Raw genomic sequence first — 14073 nt, 5'->3', positions numbered from 1 at the left:
GGACGCAGGAGGGGCGATGTACGAGCGCGACGTGCTGGCGGGCGACTGGCGGCGGCCGGGCAGGGGGACGATCCCCCAGGTCCCGGCGGAGCCCGACCTGGTCGTGGAGGACGCCGAGGGCGGCTTCTGCGGTGCGGTGGTCGCCTGCGACAAGGAGGCCGTCACCCTGGAGGACCGGTTCGGGCGGCGGCGGGTGTTCCCGCTGGAGCCCGCCGCGTTCCTGCTGGAGGGCCGGGTCGTCACCCTGGTGCGGCCCGCCTCCGCCCCGAAGGCCCCCCGGCGCAGCGCCTCCGGCTCCATCGCGGTGGAGGGGCTGCGCGCCCGCGTCGCCCGGGAGAGCCGGATCTACGTCGAGGGCGTGCACGACGCCGCGCTCGTCGAGCGGGTCTGGGGCCACGACCTGCGGGTGGAGGGCGTGGTCGTGGAGTACCTCGAGGGCGTCGACCACCTGCCCGCGATCGTCGAGGAGTTCCGGCCCGGCCCGGGCCGCCGGCTGGGCGTGCTCGTCGACCACCTGGTCGCCGGGTCGAAGGAGAGCCGGATCGCCGAGCGGATCACCTCCCCGCACGTGCTGGTCGTCGGCCACCCCTTCGTGGACGTCTGGCAGGCGGTCAAGCCGTCGGTGCTCGGCATCCCCGCCTGGCCCTCCGTGCCCCGCGGCCGGCCGTGGAAGGAGGGCGTCGTCGCCGCCCTGGGCTGGGACCTGGAACCCGGTGACGCCTGGCGCCGGATCCTCGGGGCGGTCGCGACATATGCTGACCTCGAGCCGGAGCTGCTCGGCCCGGTCGAGGAGCTGATCGACTTCGTGACGGCCCCCGACGAGGCCGGCTGATCCCGAAGACCCACCAGGAGGGTCCATGAGCGAGAACCCCGGGGAGCCCCGGCAGGGGTCCGAAGGAGACGACCCGGCGCGGCCCGGCCGGGGACACGGCCCCTACGATCCGTACGGCCAGGCGGCACCCGGCCCCTACGACCCGTACGGCCAGGCGGCACCCGGCCCCTACGACCCGTACGGCCAGGCGGCGCCCGGCCCCTACGGCGCTCACGACCCCTACGCCCGGCCCGCGCCCGGCTTCCCCGAACCGTACGGGCCCTACGACCCGTACGGCCGCCACGGCCGGTACGGGTCGTACGGCCCGCGTCCCGGCACCGACGACACCACCCTGGCCATGGTCTCCCACCTGCTGGGCCTGCTCACCGGGTTCCTCGGTCCCCTGGTGATGTACCTGGTCAAGCGGGACGAGTCCCCCTACGTGCGGGACCAGGCCGCCGAGGCGCTGAACTTCCAGCTCACGCTGATGATCGCCTACGTCGTCGCCTCGGTGCTGATGTTCGTCTTCATCGGCTTCCTGCTGCTGCCCCTGATCTGGATCGGGTCGGTCGTCTTCATGGTCCTCGCCGCCGTGGCGGCCAACCGCGGGGAGAGCTACCGCTATCCGATGTCCGTCCGCTTCGTCAGCTGACGGACGGCCCGCGCATCAGCCGGCCGGGCGGATCAGCTGACCAGGTCGCGCACCAGGGCGTCGGCCAGCAGGCGGCCGCGGAGCGTCAGCACCGCGCGGCCCCGCTTGAACGGCTCGGTCTCCAGCAGGCCGCCGCCCAGCGCCCTGGCCACCACGACGGGGCGGTCGATCTCCGCCAGCGGGAAGCCGTCGGCCAGCCGCAGCTCCAGCATCAGCCGCTCCACCGCGCGGTCCTGCGGTGCCAGCACCTCCCGCGCGTGCGCGGGTGAGGCCCCCGCGGCCAGGCGCCCGGCGTAGGCCGCCGGGTGCTTGACGTTCCACCACCGCGTGCCGCCGACATGGCTGTGCGCGCCGGGGCCGACGCCCCACCAGTCGCCGCCGGTCCAGTAGAGCAGGTTGTGGCGGCAGCGCGCCTGCGGCGAGGTCGCCCAGTTCGACACCTCGTACCAGCCGAAGCCCGCCCCGGTGAGCATCTCCTCGGCGATGAGGTAGCGGTCCGCGGCCACGTCGTCGTCGGGCATCGGCAGCTCCCCGCGCCGGATCCGGGCGGCGAGCCGGGTGCCCTCCTCCACGATCAGCGAGTACGCCGACACGTGGTCGGGCCCGGCCTCGATCGCCGCGGCCAGCGAGGCCCGCCAGTCGTCGTCGCTCTCCCCCGGCGTGCTGTAGATCAGGTCCAGGTTGACGTGCTCGAACCCCTCCGCCCTGGCCTCCCGTACGGCCTGCACCGCCCGGCCGGGCGTGTGCCGGCGGTCCAGCACCGCGAGCACGTGCTCGCGGGCGCTCTGCATGCCGAAGCTCATCCGGGTGAACCCGCCGCGCCGCAGCTCGGCCAGGTAGGCCGGGCCGACGGACTCGGGGTTGGCCTCGGTGGTCACCTCGGCGCCCGGGGCCAGGCCGAACTCCTCGTCGATCGCGCCGAGGATCCGCACCAGGTCGCGGGCGGGCAGCAGGGTGGGGGTGCCGCCGCCGAAGAACACGGTCTCGACCCTCGGGCCGGCGCCTCCCAGGATCGCGCGGGCCCGCCGCACCTCCTCGATCGCGGTGCCGGCGTAGTCCGCGTGCGAGGCGCCGGGACCGAGTTCGGACGCCGTGTAGGTGTTGAAGTCGCAGTAACCGCACCGGGTCACGCAGAAGGGCACGTGGACGTAGAAGCCGAAGGGCCGCGTGCCGAGACCGGCGAGCGCGCTGTCGGGCAGCTCTCCGGAGGCCGGTACGGGATCGCCGTCGGGAAGTGTGGATGGCACCTCCCAAGTCTGCCGTCCCCGCCGTGGTGCCCGGGACGGCGGCGGGACGGCCGGCCGCACGCCTCCCGGGGCGGCGGGCGCCGGCGCGACCGGAGCGGGAGGGCGCACCGCTGTGCAGCAATTCGGCGGCAGGCCGTTGACGCGTAGATCGGCCGCGCCTACGATCCGGGAAAACTTAAAGGAAAGTTTCCTATAAGTTCTCCCCCCGAACGTTGGAGAATCCGTGAAGAGATTCCTCCGGCCGATGGTCGCGGCGGTCATCGCCACCGGCCTCGCCGCCGCAGTCACCCCCGCCGCCGCCCACGCCGAGGCGCAGACCGGCCACGGCGAGCGCTTCAAGCGGGTCGGCTACTTCATCCAGTGGGGCGTCTACGGCCGCCAGTTCTTCGTCAAGGACGTCGACACCAGCGGCGCCGCCGCCAAGCTGACCCACCTCAACTACGCCTTCGGCAACGTCAGCGAGGAAGGCTCCTGCGTCTCGGCCGACCCCTGGGCCGACTGGCAGATGCCGATGGACGACGCGCACAGCGTGGACGGCGTCGGCGACACCGCCGACCAGGTGCTCAAGGGCAACCTGAACCAGATCAAGGAGCTCAAGGCCAAGCACCCGGGCCTCAAGGCGCTGATCTCGCTCGGCGGGTGGAGCGGCTCGAAGTACTTCTCCGACGCCGTCCTCACCCCCGAGGGCCGCAGCAGGCTGGCCGCCTCCTGCATCGACCTCTGGCTCAAGGGCGACCTGACCGGCATGCCGGCCGGGAGCGGCGCCGGCGTCTTCGACGGCATCGACCTCGACTGGGAGTGGCCCGGCTCCGAGGGCAACGAGGGCAACGTGATCCGGCCCGAGGACCGGCGGAACTTCACGCTGTTCCTCGCCGAGCTCCGCCGCCAGATGAACGAGTACGACCCGAAGAGCGAGATCACCGCCTACCTCCCCGCCTCGGCGGCGAAGATCGACGCGGGCTTCGACGTCCGGGAGGTCTTCAGGAACCTGACCTTCGGCAACATCCAGGGCTACGACCTGCAGGGCTCGTGGGAGAAGGTCACCGGTCACAACGGCAACCTGTTCACCGACCGGCGCGACCCGCACGAGTTCACCTACAGCGTCGACCAGACCGTCCGCGACTACCTGTCGCGCGGCGCCCCCGCCAGGAAGATCGTGGTCGGCGTGCCCGCCTACGGCCAGGGCTGGACGGGCGTCAAGGGCGGCAGGAACGGCCTGTACGGCACCAGCACCGGCCCCGCGCAGGGCAAGTGGGCCGCCGGCACCGACGACTACAAGGAGCTGGTGAACAGGCCCGGCAAGCGCCACCGCGACCTGCGCACCGGCGCCATGTGGCTCTACGACGGCAACGAGTTCTGGTCCTACGACGACCCGGCGGTCGTGACCCAGAAGGCGCTCTACATCCGCCTGAAGGGCCTCGGCGGCTCCATGATGTGGTCGCTCGACCAGGACGACGCCAAGGGTTCGCTGTCCTCGGCCCTGTACAGGGTCCTGCGCTGACGGCTCCGGCGGGCCCCGCCCACGAACGCGGGGGCCCGCCGGGGATCGGCCGCGGCGTGAACGGCCGCGGGAGAAGAGGGCGGGGGCGGGCACCGGCCGGTGCCCGCCCCCGGCTCCCCCGCGGGGCTACTTCTTGGGCTTGTCGGTGGAGGACTCGGTGGACAGCGCGGCGACGAAAGCCTCCTGGGGGACCTCCACCCGGCCGACCATCTTCATCCGCTTCTTGCCCTCCTTCTGCTTCTCCAGCAGCTTGCGCTTACGGGAGATGTCGCCGCCGTAGCACTTGGCGAGGACGTCCTTGCGGATGGCGCGGATGTTCTCACGGGCGATGACCCGGGCGCCGATGGCGGCCTGGATCGGCACCTCGAACTGCTGCCGCGGGATCAGCTCGCGGAGCTTCTTGGCCATCTCGACGCCGTAGCCGTACGCCTTGTCCTTGTGCACGATGGCACTGAAGGCGTCGACGGCCTCGCCCTGCAGCAGGATGTCGACCTTGACCAGCTCCGACTCCTGCTCGCCGGAGGGCTCGTAGTCGAGCGAGGCGTAACCGCGCGTGCGGGACTTGAGCTGGTCGAAGAAGTCGAAGATGATCTCGCCGAGCGGCATGGTGTAGCGGATCTCGACACGGTCCTCCGACAGGTAGTCCATGCCCTGCAGGTTGCCGCGCCGGTTCTGGCAGAGCTCCATGATCGCGCCGATGAACTCCGAGGGGACCAGCACGGTCGACTTCACCATCGGCTCGAAGACCTTGTCCACCTTGCCGGTGGGGAACTCCGACGGGTTGGTGACGACGACCTCCTTGCCGTCCTCCATGATCACCCGGTAGACCACGTTCGGCGCGGTGGAGATGAGCGAGAGGTTGAACTCCCGCTCCAGTCGCTCGCGGACGATCTCCATGTGGAGCAGGCCGAGGAAGCCGCAGCGGAAGCCGAAGCCCAGCGCCGCCGACGTCTCGGGCTCGTAGACCAGGGCGGCGTCGTTGAGCTGGAGCTTGTCGAGGGCCTCGCGCAGCTCCGGGTAGTCGTCGCCGTCGACCGGGTAGAGGCCGGAGAAGACCATCGGCTTGGGGTGCTCGTAGCCGCCGAGCGCCTCTGCGGCGGGCCGCGTCACGGAGGTCACGGTGTCGCCCACGCGCGACTGGCGGACGTCCTTCACGCCGGTGATCAGATAGCCCACCTCGCCGACGCCGAGACCGTGGTCGGCGATCTTCGGCTCCGGCGAGATGACGCCGATCTCCAGCGTCTCGTGGGTCGCGGCGGTGGACATCATCAGGATGCGCTCGCGCTTGCCCAGGTGGCCGTCCATCACCCGGACGTAGGTGATGACGCCGCGGTAGGTGTCGTAGACCGAGTCGAAGATCAGCGCACGGGCGGGCGCCTCGGCCGCGCCGACCGGGGCCGGGACCCGCTCGACCACGTGGTCCAGGAGCTCGCGGACGCCGACGCCGGTCTTGCCGGAGACCTTCAGCACGTCCTCCGGCTCGCAGCCGATGAGGTGCGCGATCTCCGCGGCGTACTTCTCCGGCTGGGCCGCGGGCAGGTCGATCTTGTTGAGCACCGGGATGATCGTCATGTCGGCGTTCATGGCCAGGTAGAGGTTGGCCAGCGTCTGCGCCTCGATCCCCTGCGCCGCGTCGACCAGCAGGATCGCGCCCTCGCACGCCTGCAGCGACCGGGAGACCTCGTAGGTGAAGTCCACGTGCCCCGGGGTGTCGATCATGTTGAGGACGTGGTCGGTCCCGCCGACCTTCCACGGCAGCCGGACCGCCTGGGACTTGATGGTGATGCCGCGCTCGCGCTCGATGTCCATCCGGTCGAGGTACTGGGCGCGCATGGAACGGTCGTCGACCACGCCGGTGATCTGCAGCATGCGGTCGGCAAGCGTCGACTTGCCGTGGTCGATGTGCGCGATGATGCAGAAGTTGCGGATCACCGCGGGATCGGTCTGGCCAGGCTGATTACGCACCGGTGTCCGTTTCGACGGGATTGATGTGGATCAAGGGGCTGGCAAATCCAGCTATCTTCCCAGCAAGTTTAGCGAGAAGGGCGATGACTTCACGCCGCCGGGCGAGCCGCTCCGCCGCCACGCTTCCCTCACCACCCGCCACGCCGCCCGTCCCGGCGCCGCCGTACCGCTCATCGCCGGTGCCCGCCGTACCGCCCACCCGGCGCTCGCCGTACCACTCACCCCGGCGCCGCCGTACCGCTCATCGCGGGCGCTCGTCCCACGCTGCCGCCGCCTCCCGCGCGTTGACGGAACGGGCGGGTCAGGGTGCCATGTCCGGATGACGAAATTCCGGTTGGCGAAAAAGATCACGGTACGGCGCTGCCTGCGCGTGTTCGCCGCGGTGACGGCCGCCCTCCTGGTGCTTCCCTCCATGGTCGCGGCCTTCTTCTGGATCCAGTTCGCCGGCACGCCCGCCTCCTGGGCGCGGAGCACCGGCCACGACGCCCTCTGGCTGGGACACGCCTGGGTGGACGGCCGCAGGACCGAGGCCGATGTGAAGGCCCTGGCCGTACGGCTGCGCGGCACCGGGATCCGGGACGTCTACGTCCACGCCGGCCCGTTCGACTTCAACGGGGGGCTTCCGCCCGCGAAGTATCCCAACGCGCGGGATCTCCTGAAATGGTGGCGGGCCGAACTGCCGGACGTCCGCGTCTCCGCCTGGCTCGGGCAGAAGGTCAACGGCGGAAGGCTCGACCTGGGGGACCCGGCCGTCCGGCGGCGTGTGCTCGACGGCGCGCGGGACGTCATGGCCGCCGGGTTCGACGGCGTGCACTACAACTTCGAGCCGATCACCAGCGGCGACGCGGACTTCCTCGACCTGCTGGACAGGACCCGCCCCCTCGTCGGCGACGGCGTCCTTTCCACCTCGACCCCGCAGATCGAGCCCCTTCTCGGTCTCCGCCCGGCCTCCCGCGCCGTCATCGGCCACGACAAGTACTGGCTGCGGGACTACTTCGGCGAGGTCGCGGCCCGCACCGACCAGGTGGCGATCATGACCTACGACTCCTACCTGCCGCTCGGCTCGCTCTACGGCGGCTACGTCGTGCAGCAGGGCGAGATCGCCCTGGAGCTGGTGCCCGAGGGCAAGACCCTGCTGCTGGGCGCACCCGCCTACCACGACCACGGCTTCCCCTGGGGCGACGCGGCCGAGAGCGTCGCCGCGGCGGCCGAGGGCGCGCGGCTGGCGCTGACCCACCACGGAAGGCAGCGGGAGAGGTTCGGGCTGGCGCTCTACGTGGACTTCGCCGCCACGGACGAGGACTGGGCCGAATACACCGGTTCCTGGTACCGGCCCTGAGATCGGCACGGTAAGCTGTACATGCATCCTTCTGCCCCGGCCGTCGATTTGAGCGACCACCTGGGCAGTTGGTAGCCTGTTCAACTGCGTGTGGCGCGCCCTCTCTGCCCGCGCGCCCCATCCGACGACATCACCGAGGCTTCTTCGTGGCGAACATCAAGTCCCAGATCAAGCGCAACCGGCAGAACGAGAAGGCCCGGCTGCGTAACAAGGCTGTCAAGTCGTCCCTCAAGACGGCGATCCGCAAGTTCCGCGAGGCCGCCGAGCAGGGCAACGTCGACGAGGCCATCGCGCTCCAGCGCGCCGCCTCCCGTCAGCTGGACAAGGCCGCCAGCAAGGGCGTCATCCACAAGAACCAGGCCGCCAACCGCAAGTCGGCGATCGCCCAGCGCGCCGCCGCCCTGACGACCGCCAAGTAGTCCCGGTTCTTCACCGAAGCGCCGTGCCCCGTTCCGGGGTGCGGCGCTTCGGCGTTCCACGGCCCCGCTCTCCGTCCCGGAGGCCGGACCCTCGGGACGGCGCTCGCACGGGGCCCGGCCGCTTCGCGCAGCACGGCCGTCAGCGGCCGTCGCGGCTGGCCACGATGGTCTGGACGGCCCGCTCCAGCGCGTAGGCCGGATCCGCGCCGCCGCCCTTGACCTGCTCGTCCGCTGCGGCGACCGCCTGGAGCGCACGCGCGATGCCGTCGGGCCCCCAGCCGTTCAGCTGCTCCTGGACCCGGCCGACCTGCCAGGGCGGCATGCCGAGGTGGGCGGCGAGCTGCCCGCCCCGCAGGTTGCGCGGGGCTCCGCCCACCTTGGCCAGCGAGCGCAGCCCTCTGGCGAGTGCGCTCACCAGCAGCACCGGCGCCGTCCCCGTGGCCAGGGCCCACCGCACCTGCTCGAGCGCGTCACCCAGTCTGCCCGCGATGGCGGAGTCGGCCACGGTGAACCCGCTGACCTCCGCCCGGCCCCGGTGGTAGCGGGCCACGGCGGCCTCGTCGACGGCCTTGCCCGGAGTGTCGAAGGCGAGCTGGCTGCAGGCCGCCGCGAGCTCCCGCAGGTCGTTGCCGACCGCGTCGAGCAGGGCTCCGGCCGCGTCTCCGCTGACGGTCCGCCCCGCACGCTTCAGTTCGGCCTTCACGAAGGCCAGCCGTTCGGCGGGCTTGGTCAGCTTGCTGACGGTGACCACCCGGGCTCCGGCCTTCTTCACCCCGTCGACCAGGGCTTTGCCCTTCACCCCTCCGGGATGGACGAGGACCAGCACGGCGTCGTCAGAGGGGTCCGCGGCGTAGGAGACGACCTCGGAGACGACGTCCTTCGTCAGATCCTGCGCCGAGCGGATGACCACCACGGAGCGGTCACCGAACAACGACGGCGAGGTCAAGCGGGTCACCTCGCCCGATTCCACCTTTCCGCCCGTCAGATCGACGACGTCCGCGCCGGGTTCCCCCGCCCGGACCGCCGCGATCACCTCGCCCACCGCGCGATCTGCCAGCAGTTCCTCGTCGCCGGTCACCAGGGTCACGGGTGCTGGATCGGTTGCCGCCATGCCGAGCAGCATGCCACGTGACGGCGACCGAATCGCAATCAGCAAGCCATTCGCAATCGGAGTGCAGGCGCTCCGGGGCACTATCAGAAGAGGACAGAGGAGGTGAAAACCATGATGACGTCCACCATTCGCCGTCACACCTGCCCGCGCTGCGGAACGGTCCTCGACGAGGGCCCCATCATGTACCGCTGTGCGCGGTGCAAGCGCTCGGTCTACGCCGCCGATGTGAACACCGAGTTCCGCCGCCAGGCCAGGACTCCCGCCTAGAGGGCCCCGCCCCTCCCCCTGGACGGCCGGCCCGGACGAGGTCCTGCCCCTCCCCCCAGGACCTCCCCCGTGACGACGCACCCGCCGCGGGCGACTCAGCGTCCCCGGGGGACGACCGCCAGGCCTCCGTCACGGAGCACCACCGCCAGATCCCCCGACACGTCGGTCCGGTGGGTCCGCACACCGAGCCGGTTCAGCCGGGCCAGGGTCGCGGAGGCCGGATGGCCGTAGCCGTTGCCCGCCCCGACGCTGATCAGCGCCGCACGGGCGCCGGAGGCCGCGAAGAAGCCCGGATGGTGGCCTCCGGATCCGTGGTGAGGAATCTTGATGATGTCGGCGGGCGGGAGTCCCCGCCGGAGCAGATCCTCCTGGGCCTCGGTCTCGATGTCACCGGTGAGCAGCGCCGTCCCGGCCGCCCAGCGCACGTGCATCACGACGCTGGCGTTGTTGACCTCCGTCCCCTCCCCTCCGCCGCGAGCGGCCCGTCCTCCTCCTTCCGCCGGGCCGATGACCGTGAACTCGGACGGTCCGAAGCGCCAACGCATCCCCGGCCGGGCCGTCCACCGGGTGACCCCGCGGCGGTCGAGGTCACCGTGCAGCCGCACGCTCTCCCTCCCCTCCCCGCCGGGGCCGAGCAGCGCGGCGCCCACCCTGCGCCCGCGGAACACACCGTCCAGGCCGCCGACATGGTCGAAGTGGGGATGGGTCAGGACGACCAGCGGGACCGCCTCGACCCCCATGGTGCGCAGACAGCGGTCCACCTGCACCGGATCCGACCCCGCATCCACGACCACCGCCCGGCCCGGCCCCGCGGCGACCAGCAAGGCATCCCCCTGGCCGACGTCGCAGACCACCAGCAGCCAGTCCCGCGGCGGCCAGCGGGCCACCACCGGCCCGACGAGAACGACCGCCGCCAGCGCTCCGGCCGCCAGAGCACCGGCGATCCACCGCACCCGGCGGTGCCTCAGCGCCAGCACGGCCACCGGCGCGGCGGCGGCCAGCAGGACCAGCCCGGTGAGACCGGCCGGCCATGGCAGCACCGCCAGCGGGAAACCCGCCGCGTGCTCCGCCACCTCGATGATCCATCCGGTCGCCAGCCCCGCCGGATGGACCAGCAACCGGGCCACCGGCATCAGCACGGGTGCGACCAGCGCGGCGGCGAAGCCGAGCAGAGTCGCCGGAGCGACGGCCGGGCCCGCGAGGAGGTTGGCGGGGATCGCGACGGGGGCGAGCTGACCCGACATGAGCACGAGCACCGGGGTGACGGCGGCCTGCGCGGCGGCGGGCACGGCGATCGCCTCGGCAGCCCAGCGGGGGACCCGGGGCATCCGCCCCGAGATCCGGTCGCGCCAGCGCGGAGCGAGCACCAGGATGCCGCCGGTGGCGCACACCGACAGGGCGAAGCCGTACGAACGGGCGAGCGCGGGGTCGAACAGGATCAGCAGCAGGACGGTCGCCGACAGGGCCGCGACACCGTCGCGGGACCGGCCCGTGCCGAGTGCCAGGGCGGCGGCGGAGCCCATGAGGAGGGCTCGGAGCACGCTGGGCGACGGCCGGGCGATGACCGCGAAGGCCAGCATCGCCAGGACGGCGAGCACCGCTCTGGCGGCGAGCGGCAGACCCGCCGTCCGGGCCAGCGCGACGGCGGCTCCGGCGACGACCGCCAGATTGGCTCCGCTGACCGCCGTCAGGTGGCTGAGCCCGGCTGCCTTGAAGTCGGCCCTGACCCCTTCGTCCATGCGGGACACGTCCCCGACGACCAGGCCTGGCAGCAGGCCGCGCCGGTCCGGTGGCAGCACGTCGGCGGCGGCCCGGAGACCGGCCCGGAACACGCCCGCCGCGTTCTGCACCGCCGACGGCCCGCTCAGCACCCTCGGCGGGTCCCGGACGAGGACCACCGCGGCCAGCAGCTCTCCCGACTCGGCCGGGCCGAACCGCCCCCGGATCTCGATCCGCTGACTCGGCAGCAGGGGCCGCCACTCCTTTCCCGAGGTGAGCAGCACCACCGGAGCCCGCACCCGCGTCCTGCCCGCGGCCGTGACCACCGTCTCGATCCTGGCGGGCACGACGAAGCTCTCCCTCCGGAAGACCGACGCCTGCCCCCTCGTCTCTCTGGGATCGTCCGTCAGCACCGCTTCCGCCGTCGCCGACGCCCCCTTCCGCACCAGGTCCGCCACCGGTCCCGTGTCGGCGGCGTGGACCCGGAATGCCACGGTCGCGGCCGTCGCCGCCACGCAGCCGAGCACCGCGATCATCGTGTTCCTTCCTGCGGGCGCGGGACCGGGCGCCCTCCTGGCCGGGCGCGGGCCGGCCAGGCGGACCGGCGCGGCGGCCAGCATCGCGCCGGCCGCCGCGATGACGCTCACTGCGGCGCCCATCGGAACCGGACAGCCCAGGAGGACGAGCGCGGCCCCCCAGGAGGCGAGGGCGGGCAGGACGAGTCGGAGAGCGTGCGCCGAACCCTTCGGGACGGCGCCTCCCTCACGGTGGCCGGCACCGGGGTCGGAAGCGAGACCGGGACCGGAAGCGGAACCGGGACCGGGACCGGGACCGGAAGCGGAACCGGGACCGGGACCGGGACCGGAAGCGGAGCCGGAGCCGGGGAAACTGGGCGGGGTCATACGCGGACCTTGTCTTTCATCTCGGCGTATTTCCTCTCGCCGATGCCGCTGACCTCGCGAAGTTGCTCGACGCTCTGGAATCCGCCGCGGCCGTCGCGGTATTCGGTGATGCGGCGGGCGAGCACCTCTCCGACGCCCGGCAGCTCCTCCAGTTGCTCCGGCGTGGCGGTGTTGAGGTCGAGGATCATCGCAGCGGGATCGGCGGGAAGGGCGGGGCCGACGGCTCCGGGCACTCCCCGGCCCGGCTCGCCGACGACGATCTGCTCTCCGTCGACGAGCTTCCGGGCGAGGTTCAGGGAGCCCGGAGAGGATCCTCCGCGCGCGCCCCCGGCGGCCTTGACCGCGTCGGCGACCCGCGAGCCGCCGGGCAGGACGACGACGCCGGGACGGCGGACCTTCCCCGTGACATGGACGGTGACCTCGGCCGTCGCCGAGTGCAGCGGCCGCGGAACGGCGGCCTCCGCGGAGGATGGGCCGGACATCGGTGCGGGCGGGGCGAGGGGCTCGGGCTCCGGCTGGGATCTCCAGGCGTGGACGCCTCCGGCGATGACCGCCACCAGGGCGACCAGGAGCAGCACCTTCAGCCCCGGGCGGCCTGGATCGAACGCGGGACGCTGGGCGGTGACAGCCCTCCGGAGCGCTTCGAAGGAGGGCGGGACCGGCACGGAGGGCGCCCGGCCGCCGGAACCATCGGCGTCGGTGCGACCGGTGTCGGTGCGACCGGCGGAAGGTGACCGGCCGCCGGAACCACCGGTGTCGGTGCGACCGATGGAACCGGTCCGGCCGACGGCATCGGCATCGGCATCGGCATGGCCGACGGCGCCGGGATCGGTCCCGGGCCCCGTCGCCGACCCGGCGACGCCGGAACCGCGGAACGCCGTCAGCGTCCGCAGCCGCGACTCCGCGCGGAACCGCTCGCTGTCCTGATCTGTGCCCACGTGCGGAACGCTAGGCCGCCGCCTGCGCACGGCCGTCGGCCGGATCTGAGCCTGTGGACGACCGGGCGAATCCCGGACCCCCTGTGGACGGGCATCACGCAGGGATCGGGGAGACCGTCACCCCGAGCATGCCCGGTCCCGCGTGGGCGCCGAGGACCGCCCCGACCTCGACCACGACCACCCTGACGAGGCCGGGGAGGCGCTCGGGAAGCCGTACGGCCAGCGCCTCGGCCCGCGGACGGGAGGAGATGTGCTGGACGGCCACCTCGACCGGCCCGGCGTCCGCGGCGGCCCGGACCGCGAGGTCCTCCAGGCGGGCGATGGCCCGGTTCGCCGTACGCACCTTCTCCAGGGGGGCGATCACGCCGTCGGCGATGTGGAGCAGCGGCTTGATCATCAGAGCGGAGCCGAGCATGGTCGCCGCCGCGCCGATACGGCCTCCTCTGCGCAGGTACTCCAGGGTGTCGAGGTAGAAGAAGCTGCGGGTCTCCGCCATCCGACGGCGCGCGGCCCCGGCCACGTCGCCGCGGGCCGCCCCCCGCACGGCGGCCTCCGCCGCGGCGAGGACGGGGAAGCCGAGTCCCATCGCGACGGATCCGCTGTCGACGACCTCCACGGGGATCGGGGAGTCGGCGGCGCCGGCTCTGGCCGCCTCGACTGTGCCCGACATCTTCCCGGACAGGTGGATGGAGACCACCGACTCGGCTCCGGCGGCGGCCGCCTCGGCGTAGGCGTCCGTGAAACGCCGGGGAGCAGGGCGGGAGGTCGTGACCGGAGCCCGCTCCCAGAACGCCCTGCCCGTTTCACCGCCGCCCGTTCCGCCCCCGCGCGTTCCACGCCTGCCCGCGCCGGTGGCGCCCGGCACGGCTCCGTCCGCCACCGCGGTGCCCTCGCCGGAACCGGCCGGAAGAGGACCGCCCGGCCCTCCCCCGGCCGGCGGCTCCGTGCCGCCCGGCCCTCCTGCGGCCGGCTCCGCGCCGTCCGCCCGCACCTCGTCGTCGAAGGCCCGGTCGCCGACGATCACCTGGAGCGGCACCACGATGATCCCCAGCCTGGCGGCCTCCTCCGGGGGGAGGTACGCGGTGGAGTCGGTGACGACGGCGACCGATGGTGGCATGTCCAGAGATTATCCGCAGGAGACCGCATGATCGGGGCGGAGCGGGCGGGCGGCGCTCCGTACCGGAGTGCCGTCGGCCTGCGGG

The 14073-nt window shown here is 72.8% G+C and carries 12 protein-coding genes; 6 read left to right on the top strand and 6 right to left on the bottom strand.

What is annotated here, in order from left to right; all coding sequences use genetic code 11:
• The first annotated feature begins 16 nt into the window (after positions 1–16).
• Together IEZ06_RS00155 and IEZ06_RS00150 are read left to right on the top strand one after the other, a co-directional pair.
• Positions 17–832 carry a DUF3097 domain-containing protein gene (locus IEZ06_RS00155; RefSeq protein ID WP_189234596.1) on the top strand — a complete coding sequence of 272 codons (816 nt, stop codon included), beginning with the start codon at positions 17–19 and terminating at the stop codon, positions 830–832.
• Between the two features lie 25 nt (positions 833–857).
• The gene (locus tag IEZ06_RS00150) at positions 858–1463 is read left to right on the top strand and encodes a DUF4870 domain-containing protein (protein WP_189234595.1); all 606 of its coding nucleotides are present in this window, start codon (positions 858–860) and stop codon (positions 1461–1463) included.
• Positions 1464–1495: 32 nt separating this feature from the next.
• Here IEZ06_RS00150 and hemW read toward each other — a convergent pair whose 3' ends face one another.
• Positions 1496–2710, bottom strand: coding sequence for a radical SAM family heme chaperone HemW (hemW, locus tag IEZ06_RS00145; protein ID WP_189234594.1), 1215 nt, complete (start codon positions 2708–2710; stop codon positions 1496–1498).
• A 223-nt stretch (positions 2711–2933) separates the two neighbouring features.
• Here hemW and IEZ06_RS00140 point away from each other — a divergent pair, with 223 nt between their 5' ends.
• Positions 2934–4211: a glycoside hydrolase family 18 protein gene (locus IEZ06_RS00140; protein WP_229797680.1), complete on the top strand. Its 1278-nt coding sequence runs from the start codon at positions 2934–2936 to the stop codon at positions 4209–4211.
• Between the two features lie 126 nt (positions 4212–4337).
• On the opposite strand, the gene lepA is transcribed toward IEZ06_RS00140, so the two are convergent.
• Positions 4338–6176: a translation elongation factor 4 gene (gene lepA, locus IEZ06_RS00135; RefSeq protein ID WP_189234593.1), complete on the bottom strand. Its 1839-nt coding sequence runs from the start codon at positions 6174–6176 to the stop codon at positions 4338–4340.
• A gap of 319 nt (positions 6177–6495) precedes the next feature.
• Here lepA and IEZ06_RS00130 point away from each other — a divergent pair, with 319 nt between their 5' ends.
• Positions 6496–7515, top strand: coding sequence for a glycoside hydrolase family 18 protein (locus IEZ06_RS00130; RefSeq protein ID WP_229797679.1), 1020 nt, complete (start codon positions 6496–6498; stop codon positions 7513–7515).
• Between the two features lie 146 nt (positions 7516–7661).
• Complete coding sequence (gene rpsT, locus IEZ06_RS00125) at positions 7662–7934, top strand: 30S ribosomal protein S20 (RefSeq protein WP_189234592.1); 273 nt, start codon at positions 7662–7664, stop codon at positions 7932–7934.
• A gap of 139 nt (positions 7935–8073) precedes the next feature.
• Here the strand turns inward: rpsT and holA are convergent, their stop codons facing one another.
• The gene (holA, locus tag IEZ06_RS00120; protein WP_203871991.1) at positions 8074–9045 is read right to left on the bottom strand and encodes a DNA polymerase III subunit delta; all 972 of its coding nucleotides are present in this window, start codon (positions 9043–9045) and stop codon (positions 8074–8076) included.
• A 111-nt stretch (positions 9046–9156) separates the two neighbouring features.
• Here holA and IEZ06_RS00115 point away from each other — a divergent pair, with 111 nt between their 5' ends.
• Positions 9157–9312, top strand: a complete 156-nt coding sequence (locus tag IEZ06_RS00115) for a hypothetical protein (RefSeq protein WP_189234917.1) — start codon at positions 9157–9159, stop codon at positions 9310–9312.
• A 95-nt stretch (positions 9313–9407) separates the two neighbouring features.
• On the opposite strand, the gene IEZ06_RS00110 is transcribed toward IEZ06_RS00115, so the two are convergent.
• The 3 genes from IEZ06_RS00110 to IEZ06_RS00100 form a co-directional block, all read right to left on the bottom strand.
• Positions 9408–11690, bottom strand: coding sequence for a ComEC/Rec2 family competence protein (locus tag IEZ06_RS00110; protein ID WP_229797678.1), 2283 nt, complete (start codon positions 11688–11690; stop codon positions 9408–9410).
• A 239-nt stretch (positions 11691–11929) separates the two neighbouring features.
• Positions 11930–12871, bottom strand: coding sequence for a ComEA family DNA-binding protein (locus tag IEZ06_RS00105; protein ID WP_189234590.1), 942 nt, complete (start codon positions 12869–12871; stop codon positions 11930–11932).
• 94 nt (positions 12872–12965) lie between these two features.
• Positions 12966–13988, bottom strand: a complete 1023-nt coding sequence (locus IEZ06_RS00100) for a DegV family protein (RefSeq protein ID WP_203871993.1) — start codon at positions 13986–13988, stop codon at positions 12966–12968.
• Positions 13989–14073: the final 85 nt, after the last annotated feature.

The sequence above is a fragment of the Planomonospora antibiotica genome, from assembly GCF_014647955.1.
Taxonomy (GTDB): domain Bacteria; phylum Actinomycetota; class Actinomycetes; order Streptosporangiales; family Streptosporangiaceae; genus Planomonospora; species Planomonospora parontospora.
The sequence above is the reverse complement of the archived record's forward strand: the minus strand, read 5'-3'. Positions and strand labels throughout refer to the sequence as shown.

Coding starts and splice junctions, on each gene's coding strand:
- IEZ06_RS00110 (WP_229797678.1), bottom strand. CDS start 11,690: ATGGGCGCCGCAGTGAGCGTCATCGCGGCGGCCGGCGCGATGCTGGCC.
- IEZ06_RS00100 (WP_203871993.1), bottom strand. CDS start 13,988: ATGCCACCATCGGTCGCCGTCGTCACCGACTCCACCGCGTACCTCCCC.
- IEZ06_RS00155 (WP_189234596.1), top strand. CDS start 17: ATGTACGAGCGCGACGTGCTGGCGGGCGACTGGCGGCGGCCGGGCAGG.
- IEZ06_RS00150 (WP_189234595.1), top strand. CDS start 858: ATGAGCGAGAACCCCGGGGAGCCCCGGCAGGGGTCCGAAGGAGACGAC.
- holA (WP_203871991.1), bottom strand. CDS start 9,045: ATGGCGGCAACCGATCCAGCACCCGTGACCCTGGTGACCGGCGACGAG.
- IEZ06_RS00115 (WP_189234917.1), top strand. CDS start 9,157: ATGATGACGTCCACCATTCGCCGTCACACCTGCCCGCGCTGCGGAACG.
- IEZ06_RS00130 (WP_229797679.1), top strand. CDS start 6,496: ATGACGAAATTCCGGTTGGCGAAAAAGATCACGGTACGGCGCTGCCTG.